Source organism: Sporosarcina sp. FSL K6-1522, assembly GCF_038622445.1.
Taxonomy (GTDB): Bacteria; Bacillota; Bacilli; order Bacillales_A; family Planococcaceae; genus Sporosarcina.
The window spans coordinates 3,298,326-3,324,460 of the sequence record NZ_CP152019.1; the positions used below are offsets into that span (position 1 = coordinate 3,298,326).

A 26,135-nucleotide genomic window follows, 5' to 3' on the forward strand; every position below is an offset into this window, starting at 1 on the left:
TACGAAGGGGTCGATTTGCCGTATTTCTGTGTTTTTGCAGAAATTCAGGCACCTCCCTTCAGAACGTCGCGCACTTAGGCTGCCTTCTTAAGCTCCTTTAAAACTCTATGACATCCGCCGGAGGCTTCTCTTTCTTCAAGAGGCTTTTAAACGCCTGTTGAAGAAAGAGAAACTGTAAAGTGAATTAATTATCGAATGATGTACTATCGGACGATTTTAATGGTATAATTGTACCATTAGTTATGAAAGGCGGGCATCTAAATGAGCACATCTAAATATGTACAAATGATACTAAACGGTGCTATTTCCTCACTTACAACGGTTGTTCCCGTTAAGCTCGATATCTTAGCCCCAACAATGACTACGCCACCCTATGAACAAAAAGATTTAAGTGTGTTAATTGGCCTAGTTGGTGGTGTAAAAGGCCGACTCATCATCGACACGACTACAGATGTGATTAGCACAATTGGACAAGCCATGTTTGGCATGTCCATTGAAGGTGAGATGGTGGAATCATTCACCGGCGAACTTGGAAATATGGTGGCAGGTAATTTATGTACGGTATTAGAGAAAGATGGGCTCATTTTGGATATTTCTCCCCCTACCGTGATGGTGGGAACAGCGAAATTTTATGGGTTCAAACAGGCTTTCAAGTTACCTGTTCGACTGGAAGATGGCTCGATGCTACATATATTATTAACGATTGATGAAGGCTAAATCCTAAAAAAGTGTTATGGCATTCGTTCATGAATGCCATAACACTTTTTTGTCGTCTAGACTCCAGCGCTTTTGTTATGTTACAACTGATAAAGCTTCGTATATTTTTCCGAAAGGTAATCCGCTAAGTATTGAGCGTTTAAGCCTTCTCCCGTCGTGTCTTGAATAATGTCAAGTGGCTTTTTCATCTTGCCATGTTGATGAACATGTTCCGTTAACCACTCACGAATTGGACCGAACTGTCCTTTTTCGCATAGCTCATCGAAATGAGGCAAGTCTTTTAACATAGCTACCCGTAGTTGCGCAGCGTACATGTATCCGAGTGCATAGGATGGGAAATAGCCGAAGAGTCCTCCAGCCCAGTGAACATCTTGTAATACGCCTTCACGATTATTGTCAGGACGAATGCCTAAATATTCCTCATACTTATCATTCCAAATTTGCGGTAAATCTTTCACTTCAAAATCGCCATTGAAAAGACCTTTTTCAATTTCATAGCGAATCATAATATGTAGCGGATACGTTAGTTCATCTGCCTCAAGTCGAATAAGTGAAGGCTTAGATACGTTGATGGCTCGTAGAAAATCCTCAAGTGCGACATCTTCAAACTGTTCAAGTGAACTACTCTTCAATAAGTCATAGTTATGCTTCCAAAAGTTTTCATTATGCCCGACGAAGTGCTCGTAGAATAAAGATTGTGACTCGTGGATCCCCATCGATGTCCCTTCAGCAACTGGCAGCCCTGCAAGTTCCTTCGCCATATTTTGATCGTACAAGGCATGACCGCATTCATGAATCGTGCCAAAAATAGCGGTGCGGAAATCATGCTCATCGTATCTTGTTGTAATGCGCACATCACCAAGATTAATGCCCATCTCAAAAGGATGCACCGTTTCATCTAAACGGCCTGCGTCGAAATCATAGCCTAGTTGCTGCAAAATCGTATGATTAAGCGCTTGCTGACTTTCTTTCGGAAATTTTTTATAAAGAAATGATTCATCTGGTTGAACGCCAGCTTCTCCAATTTTCTTCACAAGCGGGACAATCGTTTCTTTTAACTGTCCAAACACGTCATCAATAATAGCAGTTGTCATCCCCGGTTCATACTGATCGAGCAATGTATTGTAGGGATTTCCGTCTTTCACGCCCCAGTAGCCAATCAATTTCTTCGTCGTCGCTACGAGGTTTTCAAGATAGGGTAGAAACATGTCAAAATCATCTTGTTCTTTCGCTTCCTCCCACACCGCTTCCGCCTGAGAAGTCAGCACAACATACGCACGGTAATCATCCGCAGGAACCTTCTTACTCTTATCATATTCTTTTTGCACTTCTTCTACCGTTTTTGAGAGCACGGGATCCAGCGAATCTTTCCGCTTGCCAAGCTCTTCGAGATAGCTCCCCATCTCGTCAGAAACACTCATTTGAAAAAGTTCCGTCGACAATGTACCAACGGCTTCCGACCGTGCTTCAATCCCTTTTTTCGGGGCACCTGTACGCATATCCCAATACATAATGGATACCGCCTCATTATACGCACGCATTTTTTTCAGTAGTGCTAAAAACTTTTCTTCTGTCGTCAAAACAATTCCCCCCTATTTTATAAAGTAGACCTTTATTTTATCATAATTCGGAGAATAAAGATTACACCGAAGAAAAACAACAGGCGCTGGAATTCTAGACAAAAAAGCTCCCCTATTTCTAGGAGAGCCGTACAACTATACTTAATGAGTCATTTTCATAGGCACTGGGAAAACGCCTTCGATTTTCGACTGCATGTTCTGTTCTTCACCTGCCAGCAGCAGATGAACCGCCCCAGCATCATCTGACGTCCGAATAAGACGTCCTGCACCTTGGCGCAATCGCAGCAACATGAATGGCAAATCGACTTCGTGGAATGGATCCTCAGCATGCTGACGTTTCGCATCGAACAACGGATCCGATGGCGGGAATGGTAAGTCATAAATAATGACCCGTGTCAGCGCATCTTGTGGTATGTCGAGCCCTTCCCACAAATGATACGAACAAAGGACAGCCACTTGCTTCTGCTGGAATTCACGAACAATCGATGACAATTCTCTTTCCCCTTCGAATGCAATGCGTCCTTGCCATTCAGCAGGTACTTCCGCTTCAAATTGCTTCATTGCCCGTTCTGATTTAAAGAGAATGAGCGTTTGTTCGCCGTCTTCTAACAACTCAAGTGCACGCTGTGCTTTGCCACCATCTGCAACTTCTGTCGCAAATACTTCCATCACTTCTTCATAATCAAACGGAGATTCCACCGAAAACGATAGGAAATCCTCGATACCAAGACCATCTGCTAAATAAGCGAAATCTTTGCCAATGGATAATGTTGCAGAAGAAAAGACAATCGGTGTCTTCGATGAGAATAGCTTCTCTCTCAAAATATCTGTCACAAGGCGTGGCATAATAACAAGCGTAGACTCACCTTTACGGTCTTCTAACCAATCAACCGCATCATTTTGCGACGTAAACAATTCCATCGAATAGATATATTGATCGAGATATTCTTCAACCATTTTCAAATCATATTCAGGAATAATGAACAATTCCCCTTCAAAAACAAATTCTTCAAGAAGCGCAGTTGAAATTTGCACGGCTTCTCTTCCAATATCCAGAAGTTCAGCCGCTTTTTCAATGGCTTTCCGCTCATTATCCGATTTGTCGGTATGTGAACGCAGCGCTTTGAAGAAGGCTTCATGTGTGTCAATTAAACGCTCCATTAAATACAGCGTTTTCTCTCGGATATCATCTACCATAATGCGCTCTAGTAGATTTAACAAAGTGCTATTTTGCACTTCATACGTCAATGCACGTTGCGCCGAATACTCCAAAAGATGCCCTTCATCAAAAACAATCATTGACACTTCCGGTAGTAACGGCAATTGCCCTTGGCGTTTGCGCGATTCTTTCGTCCAAATATGCTCCATGTAGAAGTCATGTGAGCAAATAATAATTTCGATTGCTTCTCGATAGTGATTGCGGTGAATCGTTTGCCCACAGCGGTTCCGAACATCGCATGCAGCACATTGCTGAATCGGATGGAAGTTCACGGTTTTCCATTGCTCATCACTGAGGTCCGGATAATCCGAACGTTCACCATAAGGAACGATCGACTGTAACGATTCATTACCATGTACAAAATCTGGTAAGCTATCCTCAACGATTTCTACATATTCCTCATTCGTCGTGTTGCCTGTCTCTTCTAAACGCTTCAAGCATAAATACTGGTCTCTCGCTTTCGCAAGACGTACATCAATATCTAAACCTAGCGCTTCACTAATTTTTCGAATGTCGCCATCTTCTTTGACAAGCTGATCAATCAGCGTTTCATCCGCACAAGAAATGAGTGCTGGTTTTCCCGTATAGCGTGCGTAGGCAATGGCTGGGAGCAAGTAGGCTATCGTTTTCCCTGTCCCAACACCTGCTTCCGCGAACAACACTTTCTTTTCTTTTAGCGCCTGCTCAATTTGAAAAGCCATAAAAATTTGTTCATCCCGACATTCGAAGCCCTTTTCTGTCAGGTCATCGTATAATGTATCCCCAATCCAATCATTCAATGAGTCATAGAACGATTTTTCTTTCGATAAAGGGAATGGCATCTTACTTTTCATCATATACCCCTTCCTACTTTACATGCAAAAGGAAGAGGTATCCCTCTTCCCCCTCAATTACACCATCCACTTCATTCAACGGATGACTGAATGAAGTGGAGCTTTCTTATTGTCGTTGTCCCCAATATTGATAGAGATCAGTGCGAATAAAGCCGTTAAACAGCTTGCGCTTTTTCGTCGTTTGTTTACCATACAGTTTTTCAAAATTTTCTAATGAAGATAACATATATACGGACCACGACGGATAGTTTTTCATAATACGCCCAAGCTCGCGTGTAATTTCTTCCGCCTCTTCAATTTCACCAAGTCGTTCACCATATGGAGGATTGCCAACTAGCACACCGTTCAAACCGTCTAACGTCAAGTCTCTGACGTCACGTTGCTCAAATTTGATCAAATCCATAAAGCCTGCACCTGCTGCGTTTTCCTGTGCAACTTTAATCATTCGTGGATCATAGTCAAAGCCTGTAATATCAAGAGATTGATCATAATTCGCAAGATCTTCTACTTCTTCCCGAACTTGATCCCAAACGCTTGTCTTAATCCACGGCCATTGTTCGCTTAAAAATTCGCGATTATAACCAGGTGCAAGGTTTTGGCCAATCATCGCAGCCTCAATTGCGATTGTACCCGAACCACAGAATGGATCAACAAATGGACGATCTGGATTCCAACGTGTCAATTTGACAAGCGCAGCCGCCAATGTCTCTTTCAACGGTGCATCTCCTTGTCCAACACGATATCCACGTTTATGAAGACCCGTTCCACTTGAATCGATTGTTAGCGTTACTTTGTCTTTTAAAATCGACACTTCTAATTTGAAGAGTGGACCTGATTCATCCAAAAATCCGATTCTTTTATAAGCTAATTTTAGTCGTTCAACAATGGCCTTTTTCACGATTGCCTGACAATCCGGCACACTATATAACGTCGATTTCACGGATTTCCCTGCAACAGGAAATGCTGCGTCAACAGGTAAAAAACGTTCCCAAGGAATCGCTTTTGTCTGTTCAAATAAATCATCGAACGTCGTTGCATGGAACTCACCTGCAATAATCCGTACACGATCCGCTACGCGTAGCCACATATTTGTTTTCGCAATTGCTAATTCGTCGCCTTGGAAATAGATTTTGCCATTTTCCGAGGTCGTTTTGTATCCAAGCCCTTTTACTTCATCATTGACAAGCGATTCAAGCCCCATTGCGGAGGTTGCTACTAATTTAAATTCACTCACATGTATCCAACTCCAATCTTATTCCATTTATGTATAAAACAAAGGGACTTTATTCGTTCCTTCATCTAAATCTCCAAAAGAAAAGCTCCCCATCGTATAGGAGAGCATTCAATGTAATCATAAAATCATAGGAAATCCGATAAGCCATGTTTTGTTCCCTTGTACTCAAACAGCTTGCGCCTCGTACTGTGGGTGGTAATCATCTATCTACAGACAGCTGTCTGTCCCTTCGTCAGTTCAATTCCTTCGGAAGAGTGCCCCTACCATAATTTGGGTTTCTCACTCGTGGGGTTTACCGCGTTCCATCTGACCCGTTTCCGAATCAGCTACGTCACTGTGGCACTGTTCAGGGAACCTCATCCATATCCGAAGACTTAGGATTTATTCCCGCCGTCAACACGCGATGCGTGAAGCCACGGCTTATTTTTTCGCCGAGCACGAACACTACGGTCATCTCAGAACCGTGTGAGCATGGACTTTCCTCTACAACGTCAAGCGTTGCAGCGATTACCTGAATTCACACTATGATACTATTTTAGTATACAACAATCGCTTTTGATTTACAACAAGGAAGTTCAAGATTCGTGATCGTACAATTTACTGCCGAATACATGTTTCTCCAAATTCGAAATACGTTTCAACAAATCAAAGTTTGTCGTGCCTACACTTCCTGTTGCCGGACGTTTTTGTGCGCTTGCTAGTTCTTCTTTCATCCGTGCATTTTCATTACGCAATTCTGCAATCGTTTTTTTAAACGTCTCATAATCGTGAATAATATCGTCTAGGAAAAGATCGACTTCTTCTTGCTGATAGCCACGGAGGCCTGTTTTGAATTCTTTTTCAAGAATTGTTTTTGAATCCAGTTTAGTGTTCATGAAAACTCGCCCTTCCGTCTATGTTTACATGTCAACCATTGTACCATGATTTGTCCTTGCTTGTCTTGATTTCCCGCTAAATAGTGTCAGTTACTGACATCGGATGTCGTTTTCTGCGCTTGCCCGGGAAATAGTTTCTTGCGCACCCTTATTTCCCGTTTTACAAATTCATTTCCTACGCGTATACGGAAATTCTCCGCCAAGTCCTCATCGACTTTCAATAGCCATATGGCCTCTTCCGTCGTATCCAACGCCAGCTTCAACTCTTTCAGCTTATGCTCATACAGCTTTGCTAATTCCTCCAGCGCAATAATTCGCTGACGGCCTCCCAGCCCTTGTGCTGCGATTGTAAATGAAGAAACGGCCTCTTCATATGACTGTTCCTTTTTTAAAATAAAACCGAAATGAAAATGCGTGGCAGGATGATCGATACCGTACGTAGCAATCGTTCGTTCAAAGATTCGTTTACTTCGATCATGGGATTTCAAATCTGCAAACCATTTCCCGATATTCGTCTGCGTAATGGCGGACTCGGGTATTTCCGTTTTCAATAGTAAATCTGTCGAGCGAATATAAAGTGCAACGAGTGAAAGTATATCCCATTCATTATGAAGAAGCACCTTCATCAAAATTTCCGCGCGGCCATTTTTCACAGCGTCTTGATAAATAATCGGCGCCATATGCCCTGGTATATCTCCCTCACGTCTAAATCCAAGTTGCTCCTCTTCAATCGCAGGCAATCGAAACGTGCCCATTTCATCTTTCCAAATGCGTCTTGATCCATGCAACAAGTCAATTTGTGTATGGCTGAGCAACGGTGGAATCACATTACGATTCATTGTCCAGCGTGTTTCCAGTTGCGGAATATCAAAGCTCTTGCCATTATACGTGACAAGCGTCACTGACTCTTCCCATAGCTTTGATGCATACAGAAAGGCAGCTTCATGGTCTGGCCCTGGTAATACATATTGAGTTAGTGTAAAGGAATTTGGGGTCTGAACGATAAATCCCATGAGAAAAATGAGCGTTCCCGCCCCTTTTAAACCGGTCGTTTCTGTATCGAAAAAAATGAGTGGTTTTGAAAAATCCGGAGACAGTGGATGCGCTTCTCCTGACTTTCTCCATTCATCCAACGTCGACTTCAATCCGGAAAGTACGATATTGCCATGGACATAATCCGTCTTGTAGTCAACGACACGCTTATAAACAATACCGTGCTTGTTCACTTCCTTTGTCAATCCAGCGTCGAGCCAGGCTTGTTCATAAGCAGGAGGTGGAATTGCCGTTTTCACGGGTTCGGCGGTGACTTTACGCTCAGTCTTTTTAAGCGTCTTCTTCATTTGCATGAGTTTTTGTTCATATGACATGACGTTCGCCTCCCGCAAGCGTATGCAATAGCGATGCAACGTCTTGCTTCATACCCATCCCTGCTTCTTGCGCTCCGATACAAACCGGACACCCTGATTCACAGCGACAGGCAGCTACATGATTGGCCGCTTGGCGCAGTAATTCATCCCAACGATCAAAGATTTTCTCACTTAAACCAATACCACCTGGATAACTGTCGTAAATAAAAAAGGTTGGCTTCCCTGAATGAACAGCCTTTACTTGTGGTACGACATGGATATCCCTACGGTCACAGCGAACAAATAATGGAATGAAGGACGCAATGGCATACGCCGCACCCGTCATCGCATCGGTTAATCCGGCACCGGTCCATCCTTTAGGTATATCAAAGGTGTACCACGTAGAAGACGTATGTAACTCCTCCGCCGGCAATGAAATCGATCCAGAGCCAATATTGTCATGTGAATCAAATCGGATTTTCTTAAAAATCGTCGGAATCGCCAGCACAGCCAAATCACCATAGGCTGCTTCTCGATTGCCAAACGACTTCACGTCATCTTCATTCATCACTTTCAGTTCTACCGCAAGATTCGCATCAGTGAAGTAATCGACATCGACTTCTGTGACGTAGGCTTTCTTTTCTTCCCAATCGAGTTCCTCGACTTGAAATTGCGTGCCTTGATGAATATAAATCGCCTCTTCATGGAGAAGAGTCAGCGCGCTGAAACGGTCCATTTCGCCAATCACTCGTGTTGCTTTTGGATGGGTTTTATCGATAATGACGACATTTTCCTGTGATGCGGAGCGTAGGCTCACTTCACTCGCCGGAAAACGCTCTGTCATCCAATGCCATTTGTCTGTGGTCTTCACAAGAACCCCTTCACTTTCGAGAAAAGCGAGTAGTTCTTGCACTTCAAATTCACCGTATGTTTCTATCGATGTAAAAGGCAACTCGAATGAAGCGCATTTCAAATGATCCATTAAGATCAACATATTATCCGGGTGAATCCGGGCTTCTTCAGGCGATTGCCCAAGCAAGTATTCTGGATGTTCGATAATGTATTGATCGAGCGCAACAGACTGCGCGACGTAAACAATGAGTGCCTCTTCCTGTCTTCTCCCCGCACGCCCTGCCTGTTGAAAGGCACTCGCAATATTTCCCGGGTAACCTGTCATGATGCAAGCTTGCAGTTGCCCAATATCAATGCCTAGTTCAAGCGCATTCGTACTGACGACCGTGCGAATGGTTCCGTCACGCAACCCTTTTTCAATTTTCCGTCGTTCCGAAGGTAAATAACCTCCCCTGTAGCCCATGACGGTTTCATCGAACAGCTTTTTCTTCGTCAGCTCTTTCATATACGTCACGAGCATTTCGACGCGTACGCGACTTTTGGCGAAGATGATGGTCTGAATACTTTCCTGATATAACAGCGCCGCAATATCACGTACTTCAAGCACGGCACTTCTTCGAATACCGAAAGTTGGATGCACAACGGGTGGATTGTAAAAAATAAAGTGCTTCTTCCCTGCTGGCGCCCCATTATTGGCGATTAACTGCATCTCCGTATTCGTCAACGACTCTGCCAACTCCTGAGGATTCGCAATCGTTGCTGACGTACAGATAAATACCGGGTTGCTTCCATAATAGTGGCATATGCGTTTTAACCTGCGTAGCACATGCGCCACATGACTACCAAAAACGCCTTTATACGTGTGCAATTCGTCAATGATGATGTATTTCAGATTTTCAAATAAAGATACCCATTTCGTATGATGTGGCAAAATCCCAGAGTGCAGCATATCCGGATTCGTCAACACAATATGACCCGACTTTCGCACTTTAGAGCGCAATCCTGGTGCCGTGTCTCCGTCATAGGTATAACTTAAAATCGTTTCTTCACTCGCTTCGATTAATTCATGAAGGTCTGCGAGTTGATCTTGGGCTAGCGCTTTTGTGGGAAATAAATAAATGGCCCGCGCCGCCTCATCTTCTAGAATGCTTTGCATAACAGGTAGATGATAACAGAGCGATTTCCCAGATGCTGTTGGCGTGACTGCCGTAAAAGATTCCCCATTAACTGCCCGTTCAAAGGCTTCTCGTTGATGGCTATAGAGCTGCTGAATGCCCTTTGATGCCAATGCCTTGATGATGGATGGATGAAGTTGTTCAGGAAAGTCAGCATAGCGCGCATTTTTTCCTTCAATGGTTTTATAATGAGCGACATTCGTTGAAAATGCAGGATTCGTACGCAGTTTTTCGAGTACATCGTGAATGGCTACCATCTTATTGCCCGTCCTTTTCACTCTTCAGCGCATCCAAAATCGTCTTCAATGTATATTCAGCGGAATTAATGGACAAGACGAAACGTTTTTTACCCGTCTTTTTGTAAAATGACTGTACGATGAATTGTTTCATCGAGTCATTTAGTGATGCGATTTGTATAGGATGAACATATTTCGGCTTCGTCGTCTTAATCCATTCTGAAACTTCCACAGTCCATTCATCAAGCAATGTATGGTATTGATCTGCATAGGGTTTTACTTCTATAAAAAAATCAGGTTCCCGATCGAGTTCCCGCATTTGTGCATGGCGTTCAAAGCATTCCTTGCAAACCGCAAGCAATCTTTCCGTTTTTTGTTGTAAATTCAGTGTAATGCACCCTTTCCGGACGTTTCTTCTATTTTAGCAGAAGTATGCAAGATGCACCATCTAGACAAGAACGTATATTCTTTATGATTTATCTTCACTCAGCAGAAAACTCCCACCTCGATAGGTGGCGAAATGCATGCAGTTTTGTTTTTCTGTTCAGTGGGTGTTCAAACGCCCGCTGAACGAAGATAAAGCCTCCGGCGGATGTACAGATTTTTAGAGGAGCTTTTCGAGCTTGCTCGAAAAAATCTGGATGCAATTACGCCGAGGCGTAATTGATTTAGTCAATTAGTTATGTCCAAATCATGTCGCAGTCTGTCACTTTTCGTATCTATATGACAACTATCACTAGTGTTCATGTAATGGGTGGTGTACATTAACGGGTATACAAAGCTTACTAAGAGAGAGAGTCGTTTAATCATGACGAAGAAAATCGCTTGGATTACGGATACAGCTGCGCAACTAGACCAGGCTTTTATCCAACAGCATAATGTACATATTTTACCGCTAAGTGTCGTATTTGAAGATGGTGCCTATAAAGAAGATATCGATTTAACACAGGACGAGTTCTATGAAAAATTACATATGACGAAAATCCCTCCTAAAACGTCTCAGCCTGCTATTGGTGAGATGGTTGCTCTCTATGAAAATTTACAACAACAAGGCTATGATTGCGCTATTGCCCTGCATGTTTCGAGTGGCATGTCAGGTACGTTTGACAGTTCACAGACAGCGGCACAAATGGTAGATTTCAAGGTCTATCCTATCGATTCCAAAATTGGTTCCTACCCTATGGTTAAAATGATTGAGATTGGTAGCGAGCTGATTGAACTAGGGCATGATGTTGAAGAAGTGGTGACAGCCGTCAAAAAGTTAACGGAAAATTCCGAGCTAGCGTTTATCCCCGTGAATCTAAATCAACTCCATAAAAGTGGGCGCGTCTCTGGTACACAAGCCTTTTTAAGTAATTTGCTAAACATCAAGGTCATTATTTCATTTGAAGATGGTAAACCTGTCATGCAAGAAAAAGTACGTGCGTATAAACGAGCGAGAAAAAATGTAACCGATTTACTGCGTAGCGATATGAAAAAAGGAACAATCCCAGAAATCGCAGTCATTCACTGCAACAACACGAACGCGGCGCATACTTGGCGGGATGAACTGTTGCTGGAATTCCCAGACCTACACATTCAAGTACTCCCCCTCAGCGTCTGTGTTGGCGTACATGCAGGCGAAGGGACAACTGGTTTGAGTTGGGTGAGGTACTAAAAAAATTTTTATTAAAGCACTTGATTCTACTTTCTATCAGAATCAAGTGCTTTTATATGTATAATGTCCATTTAAAATAATCCCTTGTATCTTCCCCACATTTTCATACGCTTTTTGTTCACATTTTTCTCGGTTTAAAAAGAAGGTTGTTACGATAGAGAGAGGAAAAGTCAGAGTCAGAGCAGGTTTTAGTAGTAAAGGGTACAAGGATTTGTTTTAAACGGTTGGAAGAAGGTGTTGCAAGATTATTATAAAGTGCAGGAGATTATTGCAGAGCTACAATATAAGTTGAAACTTTCCCATCACTTATTCGTCCAATCGATATGGTATGATAGTAAAATGCGAGGTGGTATGTATGGCGATCCGCTATCCGAACGGTAAACAATATGTACCCGTTCAAAGGACGGACATTCAAAAGAAAATCAATCCTTCATTCAGTAACCGCGGCAAGACGTTAGAGGATGAGTTGAATGAATCGAATGAGTACTACTTAAGTAGGGGCATGGCTGTCATCCATAAAAAACCGGTCCCCATCCAAGTCGTCAATGTACGTTATCCAGCTAGAAGTGCTGCAGTCATAACAGAAGCCTATTTTAGAACACCGTCTACGACAGATTTCAACGGTGTATGGAGTGGCAAGTACATTGATTTCGAAGCAAAGGAAACGAAAAACACAACCTCTTTTCCTTTGCAAAACATCCATGAGCATCAGGTCAACCATATGAAAGATGTTACAGAGCAAGGTGGAGTTGCTTTTCTCATTGTGAAATTCAGTTCACTTGACCGCTATTTCATCCTCTCCTATGATCACTTCAAGGGATTTTGGGAAAGAATGCTCGTGGGTGGCAGAAAATCGATTACACTTGTAGAGTTTGAGAAAACGTCTACCGAAATTGAATCAGGGTACAACCCACGACTTGATTATTTACAAGCAGTGGCTACCCTAGTCGATCAACAAACGAAAGAACTGAAAGGCAGGGAAACATATGAGTGAACCGATACATTCAAGAACCGAGCGCAGAAAACAACAAGAAGCAGCTGGCCGCTCGAAAAAGAAAGACAAAAAACCCAAAAGTACGAAGGGTATTATTAAAAAAATCTTTCTCACAGTTGTGCTACTAGGCTTAGCGGTATTTATTGGCGGCATCGGACTATTCGCCTTTTACGCAAGTTCAGCACCCGAACTCGATGAAAGTCTATTAAAAGATCCATTGTCATCTGATATTGCTGACAAAAATGGCAATGTATTTTATACGTCTGGGACCGAAAAACGAGAATTTGTTCCGTACGATGAAATCCCCGAGTTAATGGAAAATGCGATTCTCGCAACGGAAGATGTTCGATTTTATTCGCACTATGGGATGGATTTCTGGCGACTTGGCGGTGCCGTCCTTGCCAATTTCAAAGATGGATTTGGTTCACAAGGTGCGAGTACCATTACCCAACAAGTCATTAAGAACTCTTTCCTATCCGAAGAAAAGACTTTAAAAAGAAAAGCGCAAGAAGCATGGTTGGCTTTCCAACTGGAGCGACATTATGAAAAAGAAGAAATCTTTGAAATGTATTTCAACAAAATTTTGATGTCTGGTAATCGCTTTGGATTCGGCACAGCATCCGAATATTTCTATGGGAAAAAGCTAGATGAATTGGAATTGCATGAAGTTGCCATGTTAGCAGGCCTTCCGCAAAGTCCAAATGGCTACAATCCTTCTAAAAATCCGGAAAGAGCCGAAAAACGACGCAATACCGTCCTTGGTCTAATGTACCAACATAAAAAAATTACCAAAGCACAGATGGATGAAGCACGTGCTATCCCTGTAACTGCCACTCTCCTTACGGAAGAACAGCGTATGGAAAAGGGAGACAACACAAAGTATGCAGCTTTTGTAGACCTTGTGTTAGAAGAACTTGAGGCAGCAGACATGGGCCATCTGATTTCAGAAGGCATCACGATTCAAACTACACTTGATCCTGACGCACAAAAATCGGTGGAAAATGCGCTTCAATCAGACATTTACGCCGATGATAAAATGCAAGCCGCATTAACGGTCTTGGATACAAAAACAGGTGAAATCGTAGCAATCGGTGGAGGACGCAATTATGCGGCAGGTGGCTTAAACTTCGCAACACATGAAAAGCGCCAGCCTGGATCCGCCATTAAACCGATTATTGACTATGCACCTGCTATTGAATATTTGAATTGGTCAACCGGGCAAACACTTGTAGACGAACCGTATAACTATAAAGGTTCCAAACCGGCACAAGCCGTTCGAAATGTAGATAGAAAATATAAAGGTGCCATTACGATGCGAGATGCGCTATACAATTCACGTAACGTCCCGGCAGTTAAAACGTACGAAGAAGTCGGACGTGGAAAAGCGGTCGATTTTGCCGCAACACTCGGCTTGAAGTTTAGCAATGACTACCCTTCCAATGCACTTGGTGGAACAGATGAATTCTCTACCGCACAGTTAGCAGGCGCATACGCCGCATTCGGAAATAACGGGGTTTATACGAAGCCACATGCGATTAAAACAATTACTTATCGTGATGGGAAAACAAAAAAGAATTTAGCACCAAAACCGGTCATTGCAATGAAAGATTCAACGGCTTATATGATAACGGATATGCTACGTGACGTTTTATCAGCCGGGACTGGAACACGAGCAGCCGTACGTGGCGTCGATGTAGCTGGGAAAACAGGAACAACGAACTTTGCTGAAAAATCGGGCGCAAAAGACTCTTGGTTCGCCGGCTATTCAACAAACTACACCATTGCAGCTTGGGGTGGTTATCAAGATCGCTCACCGATGACGAAAATGGCTGGAGAACGCTACGTTCCTCAGGACTTATTCAAAAAAGTCATGTCGGATATTTCAGCTGGTAAAAATACCGCTCGCTTTAAAAAGCCGAGTTCTGTTGTAGAGGCAACCATTCAAGTGGGAACAAATCCATTAGCCCTTGCAAGTGCTTCTACACCGTCTAACTTAAAACGTACGGAGCTGTTCGTCCGTGGTACGTTACCGAAAGAAACAGCAAAAGAAGAAGTAGTTGTAGGACTGGAAGCTCCAAGTGGGTTGACAGCGAAATATGATGAGGGCACAAATTCAATTGCCCTAACTTGGTCTCACAACGCGCCTGAATCAGAGGATGAAACAGAAGCTGTTCAGTTTACAGTAGCTGTCAGCGTTGATGGAGGTGGTCCGCAAGAAATGATAACAACGTCGGACCTTGCCGTTACCTTCCCTGGTGTTGAAACCGGCCGAACCTACACATTCACTGTCACTGCCAAACTTGGGGACTTGCAAAGTGCTCCAAGTTCAACGACATTGATGGTACAAGGAAATAGTATGGAAGAGCCAGAGCCGGAACCAGATCCAGATGAAGATAACAGTATCCCTGAAGCTCCTGACAATGGAAACGGGAATAATGGTAATGGCAATAACGGGAATGGCAATAACGGTAACAACGGGAACGGCAATGGAAACAATAATAATGGTAACAACAATAATGGCAATAACGGTGGGGACAACGGAAATAGCGAAACCCCTCTTCCCCCAATCGAGGGTGGATCATCCGATAATGATGGAACCGATCCCGTCATACCAGATACTGGGGGCGATAGCACGCCAAGCGGAGATGGCACTACTACTCCATAATCACACTAGATAACATGAAAAGAGACTACGCACAGTATCATTTGTGGTAGTCTCTTTTTAATCATCTTATAAAAAAGGGATGTCCTAGCAGTCAATCAACTGACTTCTAAGACATCCCTTTTTCAACATAAATAACTTGTGCTTGCTTCATCTTTTCCGAATCGCAAGTCGAGCTACTTTCTTTTTAGTTTCCGTATACAATGCATCTAATTGTACATATGCATAATGACTGGCAATCTTCGCTTTCACGAATTCAAAACGCTCTTCACCATTCAGCGGTAATAAAATATAGTCGATCTTCCCTGTTCGCTCATTAGGCTCTTGGCCACCATACTCCAGTAATTCTTGATACTTCTCAATGGCAGTTGTCATTATACCGATTACTTGGCGATCTTGCCCAGCATACAATGCGGCAATATCTTCACGGATCGCTTCCCATTCTTCAAAAAAAGGAGCTAGTGTCTCCTTATCAAACTGCGTCATCTTACTTTGCACCTGCTTTCATCCGCTTCTGCCCTTCTCGGCATAACGATAAGAGCGGACAGACATCGCAGCCTGGATTTTGCGCCTTACAATGATAGCGTCCAAAAAAAATGATTTGGTGATGTGTGTCTGTCCAGTTCTCTTTTGGCGTCCAACGCATAATTTTTTCTTCAACAGCTAACGGCGTATCTTTCCAGCGGTTCATACCGAGACGCTTGGCTACTCGTTCAACATGCGTATCTACCGCAAGTGCTGGTATGCCAAATGCGTTCGACACGACAACATTCGCTGTTTTTCGCCCAACACCCGGAAATGTCATCATAATGTCTCGATTCGCCGGTACTTCCCCGTTAAATTCCTCTATCAACAATCGACTCAACGCTTGAATATTTTTCGCTTTGTTGCGATATAGACCAATCGACCGAATATCCGTTTGCAATTCTTCAACGTCGACTGCAATATAGTCTTCAGGTTTTTTATATTTTTTAAATAGCTCTGCTGTTACACGGTTGACAAGGACATCCGTACATTGAGCAGACAGCAGTGTGGCAATGAGCAATTCAAAAGGATTGTCATGCACCAGTTCACAATGTGCGTCTGGAAACATTTCCCCAAATTGCTCAAGGCTATATTCCCATTGTTTTTTTGTCAGCATGCTTATTTTCCCTACTCTCGTTCTTCCAACCAATTGTAAAAGGGGACACGTTTTACGGAAACAGTTTTTTGTTGTTGCTGTGGCGGGCGAATGCCTACCGTTCTAAATGATTTTGTCTGACGTTCAACATCCGATAAGGTTTTAACATTTTTCTTCTTCCATTCGAAAAGAATTCGATCGATATAGCGGAGGCTCAACTTTTGCGCCAGAACCGCTTCTTTTAATGCGGCACGGATAATCTCTACAGAGTGGCCATCTTCATCAAACCACATGGCAATCGATTCACATTCCATTGGTGATAGAAAGCGACCAAACTCCTGTTCAAACAAGGAGAATATTTCCCCTTCTTCATTTTTGCGACTAGCCTTTTCTGCTTCATTTGCTGCAATTGCAATCTGATCGATCAAGCGATCCCATAACGGTTGGAGCGAAAAGCTTTCATGTAATACACCGTTCGCATCTTCACTTTGGCCAATTTGAAGCAAGCCATGCTGCATGAGCCTTTGTAAAATAGCGGAAACCTCATTTTCCGTCAAACTCATTCTACTTGCAAAATCAGTAGGTGTTGGAAAATGGTTTCCTGCAGATTTATAGGCGGTCATATGCATAATGAGCATCGCGTCTACATCCTGAATGCCTAGACTTTTGTAATGGTGAAAAAAAAGCTGGGAAATGTTAACATTCCCCTGCTCAATCCAAATTCGGAGCCGTTCTTCGTGTTGCATGTCCGAACTCCTCTCTTTATATACGTTCAAAAGGACCGATGAAACCATCGTCCCTTTTGAACAACTTCTACTCGTTACGGGTACAATCTGTTTAATAAGCGTGGGAACGGAATTGTTTCACGCACGTGTTCAGTACCCGAAATCCATGCTACTGTACGTTCCAGTCCAAGACCAAATCCTGAATGCGGTACTGCCCCGTATTTAGAAAGATCTAGGTACCATTCGTACGCTGCTTCATCAAGATTATGCTCTTGGATACGTTGCTTCATGAGCTCATAGTCATGAACACGTTCAGAGCCACCGATGATTTCCCCATACCCTTCCGGTGCGATTAAATCTGCACATAGGACAACATCGTCACGTTCCGGATGCGACTGCATATAGAACGGTTTAATGCCGATTGGATAATGCGTAATAAAGACAGGCATATCATAGCTTTCTGCGATTGCTGTCTCATGTGGAGCCCCAAAATCATCTCCCCATGTAATATCATCAAATCCGTTATCATTGAGGAATTTAATGGCATCGTCGTATGAAATACGTGGGAATGGCGCTTGAATTTTTTCAAGCTTGGACAAATCACGGCCAAGCCTTTCTAATTCTAGCGGACAATTTTGTACAACTGACTGGACGATATGCGCCACGTATTGCTCTTGGATTTCCAAACTTTCCTCAAACTCGACAAATGCCATTTCAGGCTCAATCATCCAAAACTCAATGAGGTGACGGCGTGTCTTCGATTTTTCCGCCCGGAATGTTGGGCCGAATGAATAGACTTTACCGAGCGCCATCGCAGCAGCTTCCATATACAATTGACCCGATTGTGAAAGATAAGCATCTTCGTCAAAATATTTCGTGTGGAATAGCTCAGACGTCCCTTCTGGTGAAGAACCCGTCAAAATAGGCGGATCGACTTTCACAAAGCCATTCATATGGAAAAATTCATACGTTGCACGAATCACTTCGTCGCGAATTTTCATAATGGCATGTTGTTTACGTGAACGAAGCCATAAATGACGATGATCCATTAAGAACTCTGTACCATGCTCTTTCGGCGTAATCGGATAATCGACTGCTTCGCTAATCAATTCAATCTCTTTCACTTGTAATTCATAGCCAAACGAAGAGCGTTCATCAACCGTTACTTCAGCTGTAATGTAAAGTGAACTTTCCTGTGTAATCGATTTTGCTTTCGCAAAAATCTCTTCACCGACTTCTTCCTTAACGACAACGCCCTGAACGAATCCAGAACCGTCGCGTAGTTGTAGGAAAGCAATTTTCCCACTTGAGCGTTTATTGGCAAGCCATGCACCGATGCGGACGGTTTCGCCCGCATGGTCTGGCATTTCATGTATCATAATCGTTTTCATAGTAACCTCCAGAGTTAACGTACTTTACGCTTCCTTACTCTTTCCAGTTTTCCACCACAAAAGCATGGATGCGACGAATTGCTTCTTCCAGCAACTCAATTGACGTTGCATACGACAATCGAATCGTGTTTGGAGAACCAAAACCAGATCCTGGAATAACCGCTACATTCGCATTTGTTAGTAATGCTGCTGCAAAGTCATCTACGTTTGCGAAACCTGTTTTCTCGACAGCTTCTTCTACTTCAGGTAGCAAATAGAATGCCCCTTGTGGTTTGACTACTTTAAAGCCAGGAATCGCTACAAGTTGTGGATACACCCGCTCAAGTCGTGATTCGAAAGCTTGACGCATCGTTTCTACCGCATCTTGAGGTCCATTATAGGCTTCAATTGTCGCATACTGTGATGTCGTCGTCGGATTAGACGTTGAATGGCTTGCGAGGTCTGTCATCGCTTTAACAACTCCTGCGTCTCCTGCAACGTAGCCAATACGCCAGCCCGTCATTGAATGGGACTTAGATACGCCATTAATAATGAGTGTACGTTTTTTTATCGTATCCGAAAGCTCAGCAATTGAAACATGCTTTTCTCCACCATAGATTAATTTCTCGTAAATTTCATCTGACACGATCCAAAGATCTTTTTCTTCACAGACAGCTGCAATTTCTTGTAGCTCTTCACGCGAATAAATCATACCTGTCGGATTTCCTGGTGAATTGATAATAATCGCTTTCGTTTTCGCTGTTATTGCCCCACGAATTTGTTCCGCTGTCACTTTAAATTGCGCCGCAGCAGATCCTTCAATATGTACAGGTACTCCGCCCGCTAGCTTCACTTGTTCAGGGTAACTAACCCAGTATGGCGTTGGAATGATAACTTCATCGCCTGGATCCAAAATAACTTGGAACAATGTGTAAAGCACATGCTTCGCTCCGATACCAATCATAATTTCATTTCTTTCATAAGATAAGCCTTGATCGTCCTGCAATTTTTTAATCACTGCATCTTTTAGCACTGGAAGTCCACCAGCAGGCGTGTATTTTGTTTGCCCGTCCTTCATGGATTTATAAGCTGCTTCAATGATATTAGTAGGTGTATTATAATCCGGTTCTCCTGCGCCAAGACCAATTACATCAATGCCTGATGCTTTCATTTCTTTCGCTTTCGCCGTAATCGCAAGTGTTGTTGATGGTGAAAGTGTACTCACTCTAGCTGCCAATGCTTTCGTCAACTGTATCGCTCCCTTTTTAAACTCGCTCTTCATAAATTGAACTAAACAATACCTTCTTCACGTTGATTTCCGTTCCGAGCGGACGCTTTTCGCGGGCACAGCTTCAATCGAGCGAACAGCGAAGAATGAGCTTTGCCTTAATTTCTGCGTTCTTTGCAGAAATTAAGGCATCCTGCTCTCAACGCTTCGCTTTTGTTCGCAAAAGCCGTTCTTCGTGACGGCTTTCGCTGGAGTCGCCGCTCTGCACTCCAATCAACAAAGAGTGTAGGTAAAATTATAAATTCAACTTATATACTTATAAATTCAAAATCCGTTTCAACCATTGTCCATTTTCAAAAAGGACATAGACGTAATTGAGCTTCCCATTGTCGCTTTGAAAAGCAATCTCCCAAACAGGATTTTCCTCTTCCATTCCAAGTCGAGCATGGAGAACTTTCCCTACGTTCAATTCTTGTTTAACCGTTTTAATCGCTCGGTCTGCTGTAATGCCATCAGCAAGCATTACTTCTTCATAGCCATCTTCCGAGTTGTCGTTAACAAAGACCGCCTTCTCTTTGCCGTCTTTGTCCAATCCGAACACCGTAATAGCTGGTACAGTTCCATTAAACGGTTCAGCAGACTGAACGGTCACAAGCTGGCCTGACTCAATCACCGATTGGATTGCTACCTTTTTAGCCTCTGAAGCAGGCTTATTAGCATTGTAAAAAACCATAACGATGATGACGGAAGTCAACGTCAGTAGGAAAACGACGATGAATTTAATCCAATTCCACATGATTATTCACGTCCTGTACATAGTAAAAGTAGTTTGTTAACTCATGCACCAACCTACTTTTTAACAAATATACCGAGGTGTATTTGCTTCTTCATTTCAACCTCTTGTAACCAAAATGCAAGAAGTTGAAATCCCTATCCATTATAGCAATTTTCAAGCTCATTCACCATATGTTCGAGCGACACTTTTTTTACGGGCACATCTGGTAGTGACGCCAAGAAACACTGACCGTATGACTTCGTTTCAATCCGCCGATCCAATATGATGAAAAAGCCTTTATCGTCTGAAGCGCGAATCAGCCTACCGAAACCTTGGCGGAGTCGCATCACAGCTTCTGGTAACGAATATTCGTTAAATGGATTGGCTCCTTCTGCGGTTAACTTCGCCGCTTTCGCCTTAAACACTGGTTCTTCGGGTGATGAAAACGGCAATCGGACAACGATAACAGCCGTCAGCGCCTCTCCTGGTACGTCTACACCTTCCCAGAAACTATTCGTGCCAAAAAGAACCGAATTGTCAAATTGACGGAACGAGCGCAGCAATTTCATGCGGCTACCGGAACTAACCCCTTGTGCAAAGAGCGCATATTCTTCCAATTGCTCACTTTCTGTAATCAGATCATAGGTCCTCCTCAGCATGTCTTGAGAGGTGAACAAGACAAACAGCCTACCTCCCGTTGCAAGGACGGTCTGAATCACTGCATCTGCTACAGCCTCGATATAATCATTCTGCGACACTTGCTGGATATCCGGCATATTATCGACGATGAAAATCTCTGCACCTTCATAAAACGTTGCAGGTGCATCGAACTTCAGCAACGGGACCGTGTCCGCAATCCCAAGCTGTTTGGCAATGAAACGCTCATTTCCTTCTATGGCCAACGTCCCTGATGTCCAAACAATGCCCGTACGTTCCTCTTTAAACCGATCGATTAGCTGACGAATCAAAGCGGATCCATCAAGGGTACTTTTAATAACAGTCAAACTTCCTGGGATACTGCGTTTGTCTTTTTCAATCCATACGGTAAAGTTATCGTTTTGCTGATCCAGGAAAATTTCCACCCATTCGCCAGCTTTAATTGTCAACTCACGGATCCAATAAGCCCATTCAGCAAGATAAGCTTGTTCATGGGCTGTCAATTGTTCCAGTTGTGCAGACACTTCGACAGTATAGGCTTCCGCTTTGGCAATGTAATCGGATAGTGCCTCGACCGTTTTTGCGAAAAGTGGCTTGGCACCGCTCATTTCTGACAGTGGAAAGACCATTCGATTCCCTTGCTGACGATTGCGAGATTCTGGTCCGAAGGAAGTTAGCTGACCGACCGCCTGATCGAACAAAGTGATAAATTTGAGCAAAGCCGAAGCTAACTGACTTTGTTCTCGGTAACGCGTAACGCCATATTGATGGATGAGCGTATTGATTTTGTACAACAATTGCCCTTCTGCATCCGAACCAATTTGTCCCATGACATACTTCCAGTTCGTATAAGAGAAGACTGTTTCCGTTAATCGAGAAGACGTCTGAACGAACTGATGCGCTTCATCAATCACGACACCTGCAAGTGAGCTGAAAATCATCCGCTCGCGGTTTAAATCCGCCAGTAGCATTGAATGATTCGTGATGATCAAGTTCGAATGGTTGCATCGATCCAGTAATTTCCCATGATAATCTGCTTGCCTTTCATCTCGCGCAAGCGCATTTGACCGTTTTCGAATACGATCCACAAATAGTTGGCCGCCTCCAGAGACATTTAGCTCTTCAAGATCTCCAGTCGTCGTTTCCGTCAGCCAGACGAGAATCTGCATGATGGTAAACGTTTCATCATAAGACTCATCTGCAATTCGCAGTAGTTCCTCAAATTTCCCAAGTGATACATACTGCTCTCGTCCTTTTACCACCGTCGCTGTAAGAGGCACGCCTAGCATCGTGCGAATTTTGTCCAGTTCCTCATCCATAATTTTATCGACAAGATGGTTTGTATACGTGCTAATGACAACAGGCTTTCCCGTGTCGATTGCATGAATAGCTGCCGGCAACAAATAAGATACCGTCTTACCAATACCCGTTGGCACTTCAGCAATCACTTCGTCCCGATTCGCAAACGCTTGCCACGCAGCATCCATAAATGCAAATTGCGCAGCTCGCTGTTCAAAATGAGGATAAGCCTTTTCGAAAAGCTTAATTTTGCCATCTGTCTCTTCGGGATAATGCAGTTCACCCGCAACCTCTTGCTGCTCGGTGCTTAGATTTTTATAAGGTATACCACGGAAAAAGGACCAATCTCGTCCTAGACTCTTTTTTCGTGCTCGTTTCAAAGCCTCATAAAATAATGTCGACAGATCCGACTTCAATGTAAACGATCTACGATGGAGAAGGTTCACCGTTTCCTCTGGTAGTGCATGCAATTTTTTCATACAAGCCAAAAACAGAAAAGCCGTTGCTTCTGCATCATCGTCAGCACGGTGGGCAGATGCGAGTGGGATGCCGAGCTCTTCCGCTATGTCCTGCAACCGATAACTCAAAGACGAGGGGAACATGATTTTTGACAGTTCCACCGTATCGATTTTCTTCCCAATCCATTTGTCAATACCACATCTGGCAAACTCACTTTGTAAAAAAGACAAATCGAAATCGGTATTATGTGCGATGAAAACTGTGCCTTCTAAAAGTGCGGCAACCTCTGCAGCAATGTCTTCAAAATATGGCGCATGCTTCACATCTTCATCCGAAATCGTTGTCAGCTGCCGGATAAATGCTGGTATTTCTTGCCCTGGATTGACAAACCGTACGTATTTGTCGCCGACTTCTCCATTTTTTATAAATACAATCGCTAGCTGGATAATCCGATCCCCTTTAGTAGGAGAATGACCCGTTGTTTCCAAATCAACGACTGCATACGTCTTATTGTCCATTCGCTCATCAACTTCCTGTTTAAACATACTAATCAGATTGTAACACATTCCCGTAATTGAAAGAACAAAAGTGTAAGCACCTGTTCAGGGGCGACAGGCATAAGACGGACCAGCGACGCGGCGTTCTTTGCCACACAGCTGGGCTGCCTATCAAGGAACACAGTCTAAGTTCGCCGCGTCCTGCGGCAACGACTGCGTAACTCACATCCTATGAGCCCCTAGGCGCTGGAGTCTAGGTAAATCATAAATTCAACCTATATAAAAAAGAAAAACTCCCATAGAATCTGTGTATATCGATTCCATAGGAGCTCTAAAGTAAACGTAGTTAGACAGTCATGCCTTGTTTTTCACGAATAATCTGTTTCACGCCGTTTTGTTCATCCATAATTAAAACAGTTGGTTCATGCGTACGCGCCTCTTCATCTGTCATATAAACATAGGACAGAATAATGACCACATCGCCACGTTGAACGAGCCTAGCCGCTGCTCCGTTGACACAGATGACACCGCTTCCGCGTTCACCCGCAATGATATACGTTTCAAAGCGCGCACCATTATTATTATTCACAACATGCACTTTCTCGTTTGGCAACATCCCTGCTGCATCAAGCAAATCACTATCAATTGTAATACTGCCAACGTAATTCAAATCGGCTTCTGTAACTGTTGCACGATGCAATTTACTGTTCATCATCATTCTGAACATAAGAACCATCCTTTTTAGTTATAATTATATTATCAATCAGTCTTGTTCGTTCGAATTTAACAGCACAGGCAATAATCGCTTCACCTTTCGGCTCGTCGAGTGCTGTGAGCGCTGGATACGACAGTAACGATACATAATCGATGCATCCTGAGCTATTCGCTACAATGTGTTCCGCAACTTGTTTTTCGATTTCCGCAACAGCATGTCCTTCCGCAAATAGCAAAGCACCTTGTTGAAGAGCTTGTTGAATGATAGGTGCTTCCTTACGCTCCATTGCTGTTAAATGGACATTACGAGAGCTTTTCGCTAAACCATCCTGTTCCCGAACAGTTGGTACACGTACGATATCCGTTCTCAGGTTAAAGTCACGCACAAACGTCTCAATAATCGCTAGCTGTTGCGCATCTTTCATCCCAAAATAAGAACGATCTGGGTCTACGATGTTGAACAGCTTCAATACCACTTTCAATACACCATCAAAATGACCGGGTCTCGATGCACCGCAAAGCATGGAGGCTTGCGTACCAGGTAAAATGTGAATGCCGCCTTCTTGTGGATACATTTCTTCTGGTGTTGGCATAAACAGAATGTCCACGCCTGCCTCGGCAGCAAGCTGCGTGTCGCGCTCGGTATCCCGAGGATAAGCGTCGTAATCTTCTCCCGGACCAAACTGTGCAGGATTGACAAAAATGCTCATAACGACCACATCATTATGCTTTCTTGCTTGCTCCACGAGCGACAAATGGCCTTCATGTAAAAAGCCCATTGTCGGTACAAAACCAACCGTCCGCCCTTGTCGCTCATTGCGATCAAGTCGTGCTTGCAGTTCTTGAATCGAATGAATGACTGTTAGGTTATTCAACTCATGCATTTCCGTCGCTACCTCCATACAATGCCACCAATTCTTGTTCTTTCATCGTAAAACGATGCTCCTCAGCTGGGAACGTTCCTTTTTTAACAGCTGCAACGTATGCTTCAATACCGTTGCCAATCACCGCTCCTGCATCCGCAAAGGTTTGCACAAATTTCGGTACACGATGGCTGCCGTATGTGACTGTATCATGGAATACGAGTACTTGTCCGTCCGTACCAGCTCCCGCACCAATACCAATGACTGGAACAGAGACGGCTGCCGACACTTCGTCCGCTAACTGATAAGGAATACATTCCAAGACGATCATACATGCCCCTGCCGCCTCACATGCGCGCGCATCTGCAATAAGTTGCTGAGCGGCCGCAGCTGTTTTCCCTTGCACTTTATAGCCCCCCACAACCGCAGCCGATTGTGGCAATAAGCCCAGATGCGCAACGACTGGAATGCCTGTTTCTGTTAACAGACGGATTTTATCAATCACTCTGCCAGCGCCTTCTACTTTCAATGCATGCGCACCAGTTTGTTGGAACATTCTGATAGCTGTTTCCAGTGTGCGATCTTCCGAGCCGTGATAAGAACCAAATGGCATATCCACAACGATAAATGTGTCCGTTGCGCCGCGTTTCACCGCTTTTCCGTGATGAATCATATCGTCCACTGTGACAGCAACCGTGGAATCATACCCAAGCACAACCATCCCGAGCGAATCGCCGACTAGTAAAACATCAACCCCCGCTTCTTCTGCTAACTTAGCAGATGGATAATCATAAGCCGTTAGCATGACAATTTTTTCGCCTGCTTTTTTCATGTTGCTAAAATCTACTGTACTCTTCACTTTTTCTTGCTCCCCTCTTTGGGAGAAAACCGAATATAAAAACCCTTCTGTTCGTTTCGGACAGAAGGGTTGTATCATCAAATGATGGTTTCCTCCGTCCCTGTCTTTTGCAGATCAAGGCAGATCTTGTTGAAAGATGCTTTTTTCTAGATGTCTTAACAGGTGCAGCTCGCAATAGATACCGCCCTT

Annotated in this window: 22 protein-coding genes and 1 other RNA gene; 5 read left to right on the forward strand and 18 right to left on the reverse strand. The window is 43.6% G+C overall.

The features are described from left to right. Window positions 1-261 precede the first annotated feature (261 nt). On the forward strand, window positions 262-717 hold the full coding sequence (locus MKY34_RS16325; RefSeq protein WP_342512176.1) for a chemotaxis protein CheX: 456 nt from the start codon (window positions 262-264) through the stop codon (window positions 715-717). A gap of 80 nt (window positions 718-797) precedes the next feature. Here MKY34_RS16325 and MKY34_RS16330 read toward each other — a convergent pair whose 3' ends face one another. From MKY34_RS16330 to MKY34_RS16365, 8 genes are all read right to left on the reverse strand, one after another. Beyond that, the gene (locus tag MKY34_RS16330) at window positions 798-2,297 is read right to left on the reverse strand and encodes a carboxypeptidase M32 (RefSeq protein ID WP_342512177.1); all 1,500 of its coding nucleotides are present in this window, start codon (window positions 2,295-2,297) and stop codon (window positions 798-800) included. 141 nt (window positions 2,298-2,438) lie between these two features. Then, window positions 2,439-4,349, reverse strand: coding sequence for an ATP-dependent DNA helicase (locus MKY34_RS16335; protein ID WP_342515285.1), 1,911 nt, complete (start codon window positions 4,347-4,349; stop codon window positions 2,439-2,441). Between the two features lie 106 nt (window positions 4,350-4,455). Beyond that, window positions 4,456-5,583 (reverse strand): class I SAM-dependent RNA methyltransferase, encoded by a 1,128-nt coding sequence (locus MKY34_RS16340; protein WP_342512178.1) that lies wholly within the window; start codon window positions 5,581-5,583, stop codon window positions 4,456-4,458. 135 nt (window positions 5,584-5,718) lie between these two features. After that, an RNA gene (gene rnpB / locus MKY34_RS16345) (RNase P RNA component class B) lies at window positions 5,719-6,102 on the reverse strand. 56 nt (window positions 6,103-6,158) lie between these two features. After that, window positions 6,159-6,458: a cell division regulator GpsB gene (gpsB, locus tag MKY34_RS16350; RefSeq protein WP_342512179.1), complete on the reverse strand. Its 300-nt coding sequence runs from the start codon at window positions 6,456-6,458 to the stop codon at window positions 6,159-6,161. Between the two features lie 86 nt (window positions 6,459-6,544). Further along, window positions 6,545-7,825, reverse strand: a complete 1,281-nt coding sequence (locus MKY34_RS16355; RefSeq protein WP_342512180.1) for a ribonuclease H-like domain-containing protein — start codon at window positions 7,823-7,825, stop codon at window positions 6,545-6,547. Further along, window positions 7,815-10,088, reverse strand: coding sequence for a DEAD/DEAH box helicase (locus MKY34_RS16360; protein ID WP_342512181.1), 2,274 nt, complete (start codon window positions 10,086-10,088; stop codon window positions 7,815-7,817). The genes MKY34_RS16355 and MKY34_RS16360 overlap by 11 nt, the downstream gene beginning before the upstream one ends. Before the next feature lies 1 nt (window position 10,089). Then, window positions 10,090-10,428 (reverse strand): YppE family protein, encoded by a 339-nt coding sequence (locus MKY34_RS16365; protein ID WP_342512182.1) that lies wholly within the window; start codon window positions 10,426-10,428, stop codon window positions 10,090-10,092. Between the two features lie 447 nt (window positions 10,429-10,875). Between MKY34_RS16365 and MKY34_RS16370 the strand changes: the two genes are divergently transcribed. The 4 genes from MKY34_RS16370 (at window position 10,876) to MKY34_RS16385 (ending at window position 15,383) form a co-directional block, all read left to right on the forward strand. Further along, complete coding sequence (locus tag MKY34_RS16370) at window positions 10,876-11,724, forward strand: DegV family protein (protein ID WP_342512183.1); 849 nt, start codon at window positions 10,876-10,878, stop codon at window positions 11,722-11,724. A 237-nt stretch (window positions 11,725-11,961) separates the two neighbouring features. Next, window positions 11,962-12,105 (forward strand): hypothetical protein, encoded by a 144-nt coding sequence (locus MKY34_RS16375; protein ID WP_342512184.1) that lies wholly within the window; start codon window positions 11,962-11,964, stop codon window positions 12,103-12,105. Further along, on the forward strand, window positions 12,080-12,718 hold the full coding sequence (gene recU / locus MKY34_RS16380) for a Holliday junction resolvase RecU (protein WP_342512185.1): 639 nt from the start codon (window positions 12,080-12,082) through the stop codon (window positions 12,716-12,718). The genes MKY34_RS16375 and recU overlap by 26 nt, the downstream gene beginning before the upstream one ends. Then, complete coding sequence (locus tag MKY34_RS16385) at window positions 12,711-15,383, forward strand: PBP1A family penicillin-binding protein (RefSeq protein ID WP_342512186.1); 2,673 nt, start codon at window positions 12,711-12,713, stop codon at window positions 15,381-15,383. Before recU ends, MKY34_RS16385 begins: the two co-directional genes overlap by 8 nt. A gap of 147 nt (window positions 15,384-15,530) precedes the next feature. Here the strand turns inward: MKY34_RS16385 and MKY34_RS16390 are convergent, their stop codons facing one another. The 10 genes from MKY34_RS16390 to panB form a co-directional block, all read right to left on the reverse strand. Continuing rightward, complete coding sequence (locus MKY34_RS16390; RefSeq protein ID WP_342512187.1) at window positions 15,531-15,866, reverse strand: YpoC family protein; 336 nt, start codon at window positions 15,864-15,866, stop codon at window positions 15,531-15,533. Between the two features lies 1 nt (window position 15,867). Continuing rightward, a complete protein-coding gene (gene nth, locus MKY34_RS16395; RefSeq protein WP_342512188.1) occupies window positions 15,868-16,521 on the reverse strand; it encodes an endonuclease III in 654 nt (217 codons plus the stop codon). Between the two features lie 11 nt (window positions 16,522-16,532). Next, entirely contained in the window at window positions 16,533-17,246 is a 714-nt protein-coding gene (locus MKY34_RS16400) for a DnaD domain-containing protein (RefSeq protein WP_342512189.1), read from the reverse strand. A gap of 74 nt (window positions 17,247-17,320) precedes the next feature. Further along, a complete protein-coding gene (asnS, locus tag MKY34_RS16405; RefSeq protein WP_342512190.1) occupies window positions 17,321-18,616 on the reverse strand; it encodes an asparagine--tRNA ligase in 1,296 nt (431 codons plus the stop codon). Between the two features lie 34 nt (window positions 18,617-18,650). Beyond that, window positions 18,651-19,844 (reverse strand): pyridoxal phosphate-dependent aminotransferase, encoded by a 1,194-nt coding sequence (locus tag MKY34_RS16410; RefSeq protein WP_342512191.1) that lies wholly within the window; start codon window positions 19,842-19,844, stop codon window positions 18,651-18,653. 295 nt (window positions 19,845-20,139) lie between these two features. Beyond that, window positions 20,140-20,619 (reverse strand): DUF5590 domain-containing protein, encoded by a 480-nt coding sequence (locus tag MKY34_RS16415; RefSeq protein ID WP_342512192.1) that lies wholly within the window; start codon window positions 20,617-20,619, stop codon window positions 20,140-20,142. A gap of 134 nt (window positions 20,620-20,753) precedes the next feature. Then, window positions 20,754-23,531: an ATP-dependent DNA helicase DinG gene (dinG, locus tag MKY34_RS16420; protein ID WP_342512193.1), complete on the reverse strand. Its 2,778-nt coding sequence runs from the start codon at window positions 23,529-23,531 to the stop codon at window positions 20,754-20,756. Between the two features lie 325 nt (window positions 23,532-23,856). Beyond that, window positions 23,857-24,237 (reverse strand): aspartate 1-decarboxylase, encoded by a 381-nt coding sequence (gene panD, locus MKY34_RS16425; RefSeq protein ID WP_342512194.1) that lies wholly within the window; start codon window positions 24,235-24,237, stop codon window positions 23,857-23,859. Further along, entirely contained in the window at window positions 24,212-25,126 is a 915-nt protein-coding gene (gene panC, locus MKY34_RS16430; protein WP_342512195.1) for a pantoate--beta-alanine ligase, read from the reverse strand. The genes panD and panC overlap by 26 nt, the downstream gene beginning before the upstream one ends. After that, window positions 25,101-25,946: a 3-methyl-2-oxobutanoate hydroxymethyltransferase gene (gene panB / locus MKY34_RS16435; protein ID WP_342515286.1), complete on the reverse strand. Its 846-nt coding sequence runs from the start codon at window positions 25,944-25,946 to the stop codon at window positions 25,101-25,103. The genes panC and panB overlap by 26 nt, the downstream gene beginning before the upstream one ends. Window positions 25,947-26,135: the final 189 nt, after the last annotated feature.

Excerpts from the sequence above, each read along its gene's own strand:
- MKY34_RS16325 (WP_342512176.1), top strand. The coding sequence starts at position 262 with ATGAGCACATCTAAATATGTACAAATGATACTAAACGGTGCTATTTCC.
- MKY34_RS16335 (WP_342515285.1), bottom strand. The coding sequence starts at position 4,349 with ATGAAAAGTAAGATGCCATTCCCTTTATCGAAAGAAAAATCGTTCTAT.
- gpsB (WP_342512179.1), bottom strand. The coding sequence starts at position 6,458 with ATGAACACTAAACTGGATTCAAAAACAATTCTTGAAAAAGAATTCAAA.
- MKY34_RS16355 (WP_342512180.1), bottom strand. The coding sequence starts at position 7,825 with ATGTCATATGAACAAAAACTCATGCAAATGAAGAAGACGCTTAAAAAG.
- MKY34_RS16360 (WP_342512181.1), bottom strand. The coding sequence starts at position 10,088 with ATGGTAGCCATTCACGATGTACTCGAAAAACTGCGTACGAATCCTGCA.
- MKY34_RS16370 (WP_342512183.1), top strand. The coding sequence starts at position 10,876 with ATGACGAAGAAAATCGCTTGGATTACGGATACAGCTGCGCAACTAGAC.
- recU (WP_342512185.1), top strand. The coding sequence starts at position 12,080 with ATGGCGATCCGCTATCCGAACGGTAAACAATATGTACCCGTTCAAAGG.
- MKY34_RS16385 (WP_342512186.1), top strand. The coding sequence starts at position 12,711 with ATGAGTGAACCGATACATTCAAGAACCGAGCGCAGAAAACAACAAGAA.
- MKY34_RS16390 (WP_342512187.1), bottom strand. The coding sequence starts at position 15,866 with ATGACGCAGTTTGATAAGGAGACACTAGCTCCTTTTTTTGAAGAATGG.
- nth (WP_342512188.1), bottom strand. The coding sequence starts at position 16,521 with ATGCTGACAAAAAAACAATGGGAATATAGCCTTGAGCAATTTGGGGAA.
- MKY34_RS16400 (WP_342512189.1), bottom strand. The coding sequence starts at position 17,246 with ATGCAACACGAAGAACGGCTCCGAATTTGGATTGAGCAGGGGAATGTT.
- asnS (WP_342512190.1), bottom strand. The coding sequence starts at position 18,616 with ATGAAAACGATTATGATACATGAAATGCCAGACCATGCGGGCGAAACC.
- MKY34_RS16415 (WP_342512192.1), bottom strand. The coding sequence starts at position 20,619 with ATGTGGAATTGGATTAAATTCATCGTCGTTTTCCTACTGACGTTGACT.
- dinG (WP_342512193.1), bottom strand. The coding sequence starts at position 23,531 with ATGGACAATAAGACGTATGCAGTCGTTGATTTGGAAACAACGGGTCAT.
- panD (WP_342512194.1), bottom strand. The coding sequence starts at position 24,237 with ATGTTCAGAATGATGATGAACAGTAAATTGCATCGTGCAACAGTTACA.
- panC (WP_342512195.1), bottom strand. The coding sequence starts at position 25,126 with ATGGAGGTAGCGACGGAAATGCATGAGTTGAATAACCTAACAGTCATT.